The organism is Oceanispirochaeta sp. (assembly GCF_027859075.1).
In the GTDB taxonomy this organism is placed as follows: Bacteria; Spirochaetota; Spirochaetia; order DSM-2461; family DSM-2461; genus Oceanispirochaeta.
The window spans coordinates 1-11,076 of record NZ_JAQIBL010000246.1 but is presented as its reverse complement, the minus strand read 5'-3'; the positions used below and the strand labels follow the sequence as shown (position 1 = coordinate 11,076).

Below are 11,076 nucleotides of genomic sequence, written 5' to 3'. Positions count from 1 at the left end.
GCAGAGGCTGAGCCAAACTATTTAAAAGAGTACTGAATTCAAAATATCGATCCTGCTGCGGCCCTCAAACTGAGGGCCGATTTTGTGTATAGAGGCCTCTTTTGGAGGGATTATGACGGTTTTTGTGTAGGGACGAATGTAGGGACAATCGGCTCCGTCTTTACATGCTGTTTCAAAACTTGCCCCGAGATCCCCCATTGGACGGGCCCTCTATACAGCTCCCTACATGTTTTGTGTAGGGAGCAGATTTTCCACAGAATTCTACTGACTGATATTATAATCTCTTATAATCCCTCTAAATTTTAAATGTATAGAGTGTATAGAGAATATAGAAAGTATTAGGAGAATGATAAAAAGAGTAAAAAGAGGGTAAAGAAAGAAAATATTAAAAATCAAATACTTTATTGACGTCTCTATACACAAAATTTATCAACAGTACCGTCAGGAGCTTTCAGGGCTGCCTAAAAAAACTCCCCCGCCGGGTGAAATTTCAAAAGCTAAAAAATATTTTCCAGGTCCCTCCGGACGGAGGGCTCTGCGAAGCAGTGCCCGGAGTCCGGTGTCAGCGGGAAAACTCATCTGTTGGCGGATCTCCTTTTCAGGCGGTCGGAACCGGACGCTCCCCCAACGGGGGACGGGAGGGGGGAAAGAATAAAAATACCCGACCTTACAGGCCTGTCTGTCCGGTGGAGACCGCCTGAAAAGCAGCCCTGCGAATGAGGCTTCTTTTCTTTGCTCTTCACCTGTTGCAGGGAAAATTAAACTGATTTTAACCAGGCCGGCCTTATGAGTAGGGATGTCAGACGTGAAGTCCAGAGGGAGAACCGGGCAAACAGGGATGTTTGCATTGAGGACTCCTCGAGTCCCGATCGGGAAAAAGCCCGCAAAGGAAAGCCGGAACGGCGGTTTGCGGGGGTTGGCGTGAAAACCGATGGTGATGCGGGAGCGGACGGCCGGAACCGGAGCGGCGCAGGCCGCGACAGAAGGACGGCTGCGGAGCAGTACCATAGAGGATCAGCCCTGGAGCTCCGGCTTGAAAAGCGGGAGTGGAAGGTACGGAAAAACAACTCTCATTTCTTTAACAATCAGTACGCGGGGAGGATACAGCGGAGCAGTGGCGGTCCGTTGGGGGGGACTTTTTGTTTTTGGTTGAATTGAGCCTCTGTGGAGCGGGCTGGGTGGATCATATTATGATACGGTTCCCCTCGGATGTAGACGGCCCATCCTGGTATTCTGGATACATCAAGGGCAAGGCCACCAAGAATAAGTAGTAATGAGAAACGGAGGACTGAGATTCATTTTTCCTTTACTTGATAAGTATGATTATAGAGTGTATTCCACCTTGTAGGGCTTATATAATTTCTTCATTCCTTTTACAATTATAACTCGTCATAATAAAAGGAGTTTTATTATGTCAAAGTACTACGTAAACAAAGGTAAAAATCACGAAGTCCACAAGATGTCTTGTTCTTATCTACCAGAGCAAGGGAATAGAATTGAAATTGAAGCAATGAATGACTTTGATGCTATGTCTCAAGCAAGAGACTATTACTACTCTGATGCCAATGGGTGTGCTCTCTGCATCAGCGGTTATCATACCATATACCGAACATCCTTTTTTTCTTGCCAGGATGAAAAATTTCATTATTCTGCAGAAAAGTACAGATAGACTTAAATATTGAGGAATATTGCATCATGTAATCCTCAGATTTCTCCTTGTTTCACATTATTAATAATACTGAACACTACCGGACTTCTCAGGTTGCATAGGCAAGCAAGATGACTTGCGGCCAGCCAAACCCCACCGCTAACAGTGAGCGTGTTCAATTCTCATGGGCGTATCAATCTATAGGTGGGATCCCTGGGGAAGACGGGGCCGGCAGAAGATGCCTTCTGATGACGGATCTGGGTGGAAGGGTCGACCCGGAAACAATCTTTCAGTTTGGGGATTTTTTTAAAACCCACATTCCGAGAGTAGACATCTCCAATAAATAATTCTCAGATCTCTGCTGGTGGCGCCAGGCGCGATCATTCATCCCTGATTGGTAACTGTTCCACGCTTCAACCATCCCAAGGCTCTATCTGGGGGCTATGAGGGAAGCGAGCAGGCGTCTGAAACTGTAGGATGAGTTGATATTCCGAATCTTTCTTTGAAAACAAGATGATCCACTTACCACAGTAGAGAGAGTTTGATTTCAACATTAAAGTTGATATAGAGACAGAATTGGGGCTTATCGGCAGTAAGTTATTGTTATCTTGCTAAGTTGTTCATCGGATCTTTTTTAATCGGTTTATCACAGCTGTACAAGATAATTTTAGTGTCTATAAAAGCCATTTACACATTCCCGTCCAGTACTGTCCTGATCGACTCGGACAATTCTTTTCTGCTATATGGCTTACTAAGATACATACTAACACCTGTATCTTTATAATTTTTTTCAGAAACTTTAGTGCTGTACCCGCTGCAGATAATAATGGGCATATTCGGCCTCACTTTCAATATCTCGGCGACAAGTTCTGCCCCGGACATGTCAGGCATGGACTGGTCAGTCATCAGGAGATCAAAGTGGGTTGGGTTTGCCTTGAAAGTTTCAAGTGCTTTATTGCTACTACTTTCACTCATAACATTATATCCCAGTCCTTCCAGGATTCGTACCATTATTTGCAGGAGGAGTTCTTCATCATCTACAAGAAGTATCCGTTCCGTGCCAGTCAGAAGAATGTTGCTTTCTTTAACTTTAAGAGTTTCTTCTTTTTGAGTTATAGGGAGAAAAACACTAAAGGTACTTCCTTTACCTTCTTCACTTTCAACTGTTATAAATCCTTCCTGGCTTTGAATAATGCCCTGAACAACAGACAAACCCATGCCCGTTCCTTCGCCAACTTTCTTGGTGGTGAAAAAAGGTTCAAAAATCTGTTCGACTATTTTTTGATCTATTCCAGTTCCTGAATCAACCACAGAAAATTTAGCGAATGCTCCAGGTGTTTTCATTGAAAGTGGGGACATTTTTGAAAAATGAGTAAAATCATTACTATCTAAATATACTTCTTTCAAACTAACGATCACTTCGCCTTTCTCATCCATGGCTTGGACGGCATTCCCAAAGAGGTTCATAATGACCTGATGGAATTGAGTTATATCGGTCATGACCTTTCCGCAATCTTTAGATATATCCTGAATGATTGATATGGTAGCTGGCGTAGTAGAACGCAGAAGCTTCAAGGTTTCATTGATGAGAGGCTGAGGATGTATTGGAATAAGATTTGTTTTATCTTTGCGGCTGAAAGTTAGTATTTGGCTGACAAGATCTTTTGCCCGGATGGAAGCGGCAAGTACCTCTTCAAAGTTTTGTTTGACAGGATTATCAGGAGAAATATCATTAAGGGCTAATTCCGCATTGCCAAAAATAATAGACAGAATATTATTAAAATCATGGGCAATCCCTCCCGCTAAAATTCCAACAGTTTCCATCCGCTGTGCCTGATTGAGTTGCTCTGTGAGTATATCTTTTTCTTTTTCAGCAACTTTACGCTCAGTTATGTCTCGGAAATTGCACTGAAGAAACCTCGATCTGTCAATTATCTGTAGATCGATGGTAATTCGTGACCCCATTTTATTTTTCACAGAGATGTCATCATAAGTAATTAGACCGTGAGTAACTAATTTTTCCAATATCATATCAATAACATCAATGGTTACTGAAAAATTGAATCCTTGAAGGGGCATACCGATGAGCTCTTTATGTGTATAACCCAACAACTTACAAACCGCCGGATTAGCATTGACGATATGACCATTCTTCTTATCTATAAGAAGAAGACCATCTTTAGCTGTTTCAAATAATCGCCGAAATCGTTCTTCCGAGTCTTCAAGTGCAAGTTGGGCTAGCTCCCTATCCGTAATATCCTCGAAAGCCAGGAGGATTATTTTCTCCTCTCCCTCTTTACGTTTTATCTGCCTGGCATTTAATAACATGATGCGTCGGCCAAGTGTATTGAAATAGTGTTCTACCTTGTAATCATCAAAGGTAGTTTTTTCGGGCAGGATGGTTTCCAGCAGCTCTCGCAATTGGGGGATATCCCATTGGTTGTTTCCCAGGTCATAAATAAGCTGTCCCATGGTTTCTTCAGGGGTTACCTTGAAAACATTAAAAAAAGAACAGTTAGCCGAAATCACCCTTAAGTCTTGATCGAGGACAATCAGGGGTTCACGTACGGTATTTATAATTCCCTCTGCGTATACTAAGGAATTTGTATCGCTCTTTTCTTTCGCCAATATCATTCTCCCATTTGATCAACATTCGATAACTTATTATTGTATTATAAACTAAGCTTAAACTCATAACAAATAAATCCTATTTCGGAGCCTACGAATCAGAAATGCACAGAATATGGCATATGGGATGGCAATTCAAAATGAATCGACTGAATTGTGATTATCAGATGCTTTAAAATCGACAGAAACATCTTTAAAAAATAGTACATACCAAATTCTCTCCGTTTCCATACATGCAGTTGTGTAAGCAAAAGTCAGTTAAAACTGATGGAAATCAAAAGAAATGTTGGAAACAAGTGGAATCCAATATTGAGTAATTCTATATCCAGTAGTAATATATAGGAATAGAGGGGCCTGAGAGACAATAGAACTACATTATAAATAAAAAGGCGGAATAGAAGAAAAAAATTGGAATTAATCGGATTACCTTATGATTCCTCCCGCGTGAGGGATCATAAGGGCGAAAAGGGTCCTCCTCTCCGGTGCGCAGCACGGCACCCCTGATGAGCCCGATCCCCCGTATCAGGAACTGATTAAGGGGGGGCACGCCCATAGGAATATGAAGATCGTGGAATGGTAAGTCCTTAGAGTTTCAAACAAATAGTCCAGATGCCTTGATTGTACCGCCGGATTCTCCGATCCAATTCCAGTCTTTCACCTTAAAACAATACTTTAGTACCTTTCTTTCTGATTTTTGCGTCAATATACTTAATCAAAATTAAACACAGGATGATGATTTTGAAAAAAATTGTATTAATTATAACTTTCAGCACCTTGCTCTTAAGCACCATTCTCTTACAAGCAGAAGATCTGGAAACACCACAAAACGACCTCTCCTTTGAACTGGAATCTCAATTACCATGTTTTTTTAATGGAGGATATCAGGCATCTGCGGGAATACACTATGACAATCTCAGGTTCAGACTCAGTGTCATGAATAGTGGTACGGCAGATTTTGAAGAGAGTGGAATTGACAGGATAGCCAGTGATTTTGAACGTTCCTTCAGTGACGGCTCTATTGGTTTTCTGGTGGATTATTACCTGACCAAATGTCTGTTTGTTACCGGGGCAATCAGTTTTAACCGATGGGAAATCCGGAGCAATAACAGCGATGGAAAAGACTATATGCAGACACTGGATGCAGGGTTAGGTCTTGGATTCCAGTACTTTGTTTACAAAGGATTGTTCCTTCAACTCAGTTGTCAAATTAATGCCAGGCAGCAAAAGAGCCTGATAATCGAAAGCGAAGAATACACCATCCCTCAGATGGAATGGATTCCGGGTCTCCGTCTGGGTTACCGCTTCTGATTTCAATTTGAAATGGAGGATAAAAACATGGATAAAAAAAACAATAATTTTGATTATATAATCGTAGGTGCAGGATTATCAGGTCTTTCTCTGGCAAAGGAACTAAGTATAAGAAACAAAAAAGTTCTTCTACTTGAAAAAGGCCGTACACTTCCCTACTCGCCTTATCAAAACATTTCGTAAAAAGTCAGGTATTGTTATGAATCAGGCATTCGAAGAACTTGAATCGGCAGTATTTACAGCAGTGACCACTTATTCTAATGTAAATAGGGGTTCCGGGCACTATTCTCTTGTTAGTAGTCGACTTATTGAACTGGCAAGAGATTCAGTTCTTGAGTATCTGGAACTGAATAAAGAACATTACAGCGTTATCTTTTTGACTCCCCTGCGTGCTGATGCTCTCATGACCCAGCTCGAATCCAGCTCATTCCATTCTTTATCAAGTCAGGATATTGGTTTGCCCCTGGGACTTAGAATACTGGCCGTTAAGAGGAGCGCCCTTCCAAAGGGGATTCCATTCCAAACCGGAGGAGGAGTGGTTAAACTGGTATCTCCCGACTCTGTTGTATTTACCAAAGGGCCGGAGCGTTTTGAAGCCGGGACTCCCTGTATCATCAATATAATCGCCCTGATAAAATCTCTTCATCTCAGCAAAAAACAGGGGCATGATCTGTTTTTAAATGAGATTCAAAATACAGACGCCGATTGTGCTCAGAGCATTGCAGAGATTCTCTACAAAGATGATCTGGAAAATCTATCGGGTTCTGACTTACTCCAGGCACTCCGGGACTCAGCCCCCGGAAATAATATTGAAGTTCCCACCTCAGAAGGGCTTCTCGAATATACCAATTTTGATAATGCCGCCAGCACACCAACCTTTATGCCTGTATGGAGAACGGTGTGTCAGACATGGAAACAGCCCCTGCATCTTCAACAGCGGATTATCCCTCTTGTCAAAGAGATCTGTGCGGACTTTTTAGATTTTACACTGGATGAATACGAGATAATGTTCTGTTCCAATACAACAGAAGCGATCAATATAGCGGCTCAAAATTGGAAAAAAGAATGTACAGACGAGTGCGAAGCGATCGTATTGAACACTCTTCTTGAGCATCACTCCAACGAACTCCCCTGGCGTTATATTTCCGATAACTCTGTCATTCGCTTATCCGTGGACAATAATGGATTTATCAATTCCAGAGAGATGGATCAGATCCTGCAGGACTATAACCTCAACCAGATCCATGGAAAAAAGAGAATCAAATTGGTAGCACTCTGCGGAGCGTCCAATGTACTGGGGAGTTACAATGATATTAAAGCCCTGGCAGGAATGGCTCACAAGTATAATGCCCGCATACTGGTAGATGGAGCACAACTGGTGGCCCATCGATCTATTTCAATGGAATCAGATGACATTGATTATCTTGCCTTCTCCGGGCACAAGATGTATGCCCCTTTTGGCAGTGGGGTTTTAGTCGTTCGCAAAAGTTTACTGAATTTCAAGGCTGAAGAATTGACTCGTATTCAATCCTCTGGAGAAGAAAACCTGACTGGAATTGCTGCATTGGGCAAAGCCATCACCCTCCTTCAAAGAATCGGAATGTCAGTTATATCCAGGGAAGAGAGTGAGCTGACAAGTTACATTTTAAAAGGCTTATCAACAGTTGCGGGAATTAAAACATATGGTGTCAATGACTGCAGCTGTTCACAGTTTCAGGAGAAAGGAAGTACTGTTGTTTTTTCATGTACCTCTGTACCTCATAATCTGGCAGCAAAAGAGCTGGCGGAACGGGGAGGTATCGGAGTCCGCAGCGGTTGTTTTTGCGCTCATATGATTGTTAAGCAGCTTATGAATATCCATCCTGCCAGAGCGTATATAGCTGATAAACTGATAAAGATGTTTCCTGACCTGATTGAACATATCCTGCCGGGTCTAATCAGGGTAAGCCTGGGTCTCCATAATGAAAAAAAGCACATTGATCATTTTATATTGACCCTTCAGGATATTTCAGATTCAAGACATACCCTGTTAGATAAAATATTTGCACGGACCCTCAACGCAACTCCCTTTCTTCCGGATAATTCGGTTCAAAAAGAAATAGAGCTGTTTTGTAAGGAGTTAATTGGAAAAGTCTATGCCTGACTGAGTTGATCCAACCGGTTTTCCGGTTGGATATATTTCGTCCCTGATGTATATTTCTTCTATGATCGGGATGATTCTGTCTACTAAATTGTTTATCCCTTCTCTCGGGGAAAACATGATTCCCCGTCCCGCTCTAATTGACCGGTTGAACGAGGGAATGCATGGGAAACTGACTCTTATTTCCGCATCCGCTGGTTTTGGAAAGACAAGCCTGTTGAGCCAGTGGATTGACTGCTGCGGACAACGGGTTGCCTGGCTCTCTCTTGATGAACAGGATAGCGATCCCTCCCGGTTTTTGTCATACTTAGTTGCTGCCCTGCAGACAGTAGACTCTACCATAGGAGCGGAATGGACTGGAGTTCTTCAATCAACCCAATCTCCTACTGTTGAAACAATTATGATCGGTCTGATCAATGAAATCGCCGCCCTACCTTATAAATTATTTGTTATCCTGGACGATTATCACCTTATAAAATCTATACAGGTCAATGATGCCCTCTGTTTTCTGCTTGACCACATGCCTCCCCTGATGCACCTGGTCATCGCTACACGTGAGGATCCTCCCCTCCCACTTCCCCGTTTACGAGCCAAGGGGCAATTGACTGAAATCCGTATGGCAGACCTGCGATTCAATCTTACCGAGACAGCAGATTTTTTGAGAGCCGTGATGGGTCTGAATCTTTCTTTAGAAGAAATAAACACCCTGGACATAAGCACTGAAGGATGGATTGCCGGCATACAGCTGGCCGCTTTATCCATTCAGGGACAAACTGACTCTGGTGGTCTTGTTGATTCCTTTACCGGAAGCCACCGTTTTGTCATGGACTACCTCCTGGAGGAAGTATTACACAGACAACCGGAACATTTACAATCCTTTTTGCTTTCCACATCCATACTGGACAGGATGTGTCCTTCCCTGTGCAATGCCGTATTGGAAGAAGACGGGGGGCAGGAATCCCTTAAGTACCTCGAAGAAATCAACTTGTTTATCGTATCCCTGGACAATGAACGTTGCTGGTACCGTTATCACCATCTATTTGCAGATTTACTGAAGCAGCGATTGGCACGGAGCAAAAACACTGCGGAACTGCATATCCGTGCCAGCCATTGGTATGAAAACAACAACCTCTATCCCGAAGCTTTTCATCATGCCGCTGCAGCCCATGACATTCCCCGTGTGGAGCGCCTTATCAGTGATAAAGCCATGCCCCTTCATTCACAGAGTATGGTAGTCACTATTCTGAAATGGTTGGATTCCCTGCCCATTACCGAATTGAATAAAAGGCCCTCATTGTGGGTCAGGAAAGCCTCTCTCTCACTGGTAATAGGCCAGACCACCGACGTCGAGAAAAATCTCCGCATTGCAGAAGCGGCCATGAACGCCAACGAAAGCAGAGATTCAGATCGAAACCTTGTCGGTACCATCGCTGCGGCACGGGCTACACATGCGATCTACCAGTATCGGTTTCAAGATATCAAAGTTCAGGCACAGCGGGCATTGGAATACCTGGACAAGGAGAATGTTTCCTTTCGAACAGTAGCTACCTGGGCACTGGGAGTCTACTATCAGTTTATGGGAGAAAGTGAAAAGGCAGAAGAAACCTATGCGGAAGTTATCACATTCAGCCAGGCATCAGGAAATGTCTTTTTAATGTCACTGGCAATGCTTGGACAGGCCCAGCTGCAGGAAATGAATAATCAGCTTTATAAAGCTGCAGAGACCTATCGGCGGAGTCTTGAACTTTTTAGTAATTGTCCTATACCGAATGCAGAAGAAGCCCATATGGGTTTGGCCCACATCCTTTATGAATGGAACGATCTGGAAGGGGCCGAAAAGCACTGTCTTCTGGGAGTTGATCTGGCCCGCCAATATGATGGTGAGGTTGACCGTTCTATTGTCTGCAAGCTGTTTCTCTCCCGGGTCATACTGGCCCGTGGGGACGTTGCAGGAGCCACTGCTGTTCTGGAGCAGGTAAGACAAGCCATAGTCCGGTTGAACTCTGATCGCCGGTCAGGAGAGCTGTATGCCATGCAGTCAATGGTTCATTTAAAGCAGGATGATCTGTCATCAGCTGCCAAAATGGCAAAAAAATCCGGCGATCCCAGCTGTCAGGCCCGGATATTCCTTGCTTTGAAGGACCCTGTCTCTGCCCTGGCAGTACTGGAACCGATGGGAGAGCATAAACGACTGGAAGCAATGGTACTGCAAGCACTTGCTTTACACCTTCATGGTGAAAAAGATCGGGCCGTCAGTATGATCCAAAAAGTGCTTAGTCAAGCAGAACATGGCGGTTTCTTTCGTCTCTTTATCGACGAAGGCCCCCCTATGGCAGCACTTTTGACCAAAGCATCACCCATGAGAACTGGAAAAAGCTATGTATGTAAAGTTCTGGAGGGGTTCAAACAGACACCCTCCCTGTCTCCCAATGGCACAGATCTACTACCCCTTGTGGAGGACTTGAGTGAACGGGAGCTTGACGTCTTGAGTCTGGTATCTCTGGGGCTTTCAAATAATGAGATTGGGGAGAGGCTTTTTCTCGCATTGAGTACCGTAAAAGGTCACAATCAGAATATATTCGACAAACTCCAGGTTCGAAACCGCACAGAGGCTGTTGCCCGTGCCAGGGAGCTTGGTTTACTAATAGGAAATCTATACTGAAGAAAATATGTTGTTCAGAATCTTCTTAAAAATAGAAACAGGAAATACAACTTACATAAAAATAACAATGAATGCTATTAGTCCCTGAATTCCTCCGATGATGAAATAGAGAACATGTAAAACTCCAATGGATTGTAAAATGTACAGCCAGACTTACTTCCTGTTCATAATACATCATTTCATATTCTCTAGCCAAAGGTTCCATAATATGGCGATTATTAAACCAGTCCACCCAGTCGAGTGTCGCCAATTCAACCTGTTCAATGGAACACCAGGGGCCATCTTTATGAATAACCTCTGCCTTGTATTGGCCGTTTTCCTGTTAATTTTGATGACAATTCAAGAAAGAATTTGTGTCAATATATAGCATAGCATCCAGAGTCACTAAAAAAGATTACATCTGTGAATGACAACGTATAATAACTATTTAAAATAGAATATTAAACTTTTAACGTCTTAGATTTTATTGCCGATCTGACAATCTATATATCGCCGAAAAGCAAACATCTTAGTAGGTATTATGGTCTTTACTCATCCAGAAGCAAGGGGGAAATAAAGAGAATGGGATTAATTATATATTTCAATAAATTGCAGAATAATTTTTTCATTTGATTAGAATCCAAGGGGAATGGTGTGTCTTTTTGGAATGGTTTATTATCTATTTTTATCGGATATTTATTGCCTTTATTT

Annotated in this window: 7 protein-coding genes and 1 pseudogene; 5 read left to right on the top strand and 3 right to left on the bottom strand. The window is 42.9% G+C overall.

What is annotated here, in order from left to right:
• Positions 1–441 precede the first annotated feature (441 nt).
• Entirely contained in the window at positions 442–579 is a 138-nt protein-coding gene (locus tag PF479_RS13700; protein WP_298007552.1) for a hypothetical protein, read from the bottom strand.
• Between the two features lie 207 nt (positions 580–786).
• Here PF479_RS13700 and PF479_RS13695 point away from each other — a divergent pair, with 207 nt between their 5' ends.
• Entirely contained in the window at positions 787–1,158 is a 372-nt protein-coding gene (locus tag PF479_RS13695) for a hypothetical protein (protein WP_298007551.1), read from the top strand.
• A gap of 1,177 nt (positions 1,159–2,335) precedes the next feature.
• Here the strand turns inward: PF479_RS13695 and PF479_RS13690 are convergent.
• Entirely contained in the window at positions 2,336–4,276 is a 1,941-nt protein-coding gene (locus tag PF479_RS13690; RefSeq protein WP_298007549.1) for a PAS domain-containing sensor histidine kinase, read from the bottom strand.
• 738 nt (positions 4,277–5,014) lie between these two features.
• On the opposite strand from PF479_RS13690, the gene PF479_RS13685 reads away from it, so the two are divergent.
• Genes PF479_RS13685 through PF479_RS13670 form a run of 4 tightly spaced genes read left to right on the top strand, consistent with a single transcriptional unit; the run spans position 5,015 to position 10,386 of the window.
• Positions 5,015–5,584 carry a hypothetical protein gene (locus PF479_RS13685; protein ID WP_298007547.1) on the top strand — a complete coding sequence of 190 codons (570 nt, stop codon included), beginning with the start codon at positions 5,015–5,017 and terminating at the stop codon, positions 5,582–5,584.
• Between the two features lie 27 nt (positions 5,585–5,611).
• Positions 5,612–5,767 (top strand): NAD(P)-binding protein, encoded by a 156-nt coding sequence (locus PF479_RS13680; RefSeq protein WP_298007546.1) that lies wholly within the window; start codon positions 5,612–5,614, stop codon positions 5,765–5,767.
• 16 nt (positions 5,768–5,783) lie between these two features.
• Positions 5,784–7,727 (top strand): aminotransferase class V-fold PLP-dependent enzyme, encoded by a 1,944-nt coding sequence (locus tag PF479_RS13675; RefSeq protein ID WP_298007544.1) that lies wholly within the window; start codon positions 5,784–5,786, stop codon positions 7,725–7,727.
• 46 nt (positions 7,728–7,773) lie between these two features.
• Positions 7,774–10,386 (top strand): LuxR C-terminal-related transcriptional regulator, encoded by a 2,613-nt coding sequence (locus PF479_RS13670; RefSeq protein ID WP_298007542.1) that lies wholly within the window; start codon positions 7,774–7,776, stop codon positions 10,384–10,386.
• 193 nt (positions 10,387–10,579) lie between these two features.
• Here PF479_RS13670 and PF479_RS13665 read toward each other — a convergent pair.
• Positions 10,580–10,702 (bottom strand): annotated as a pseudogene (locus PF479_RS13665) (IS3 family transposase); the annotation flags it as partial.
• Positions 10,703–11,076 lie beyond the last annotated feature (374 nt).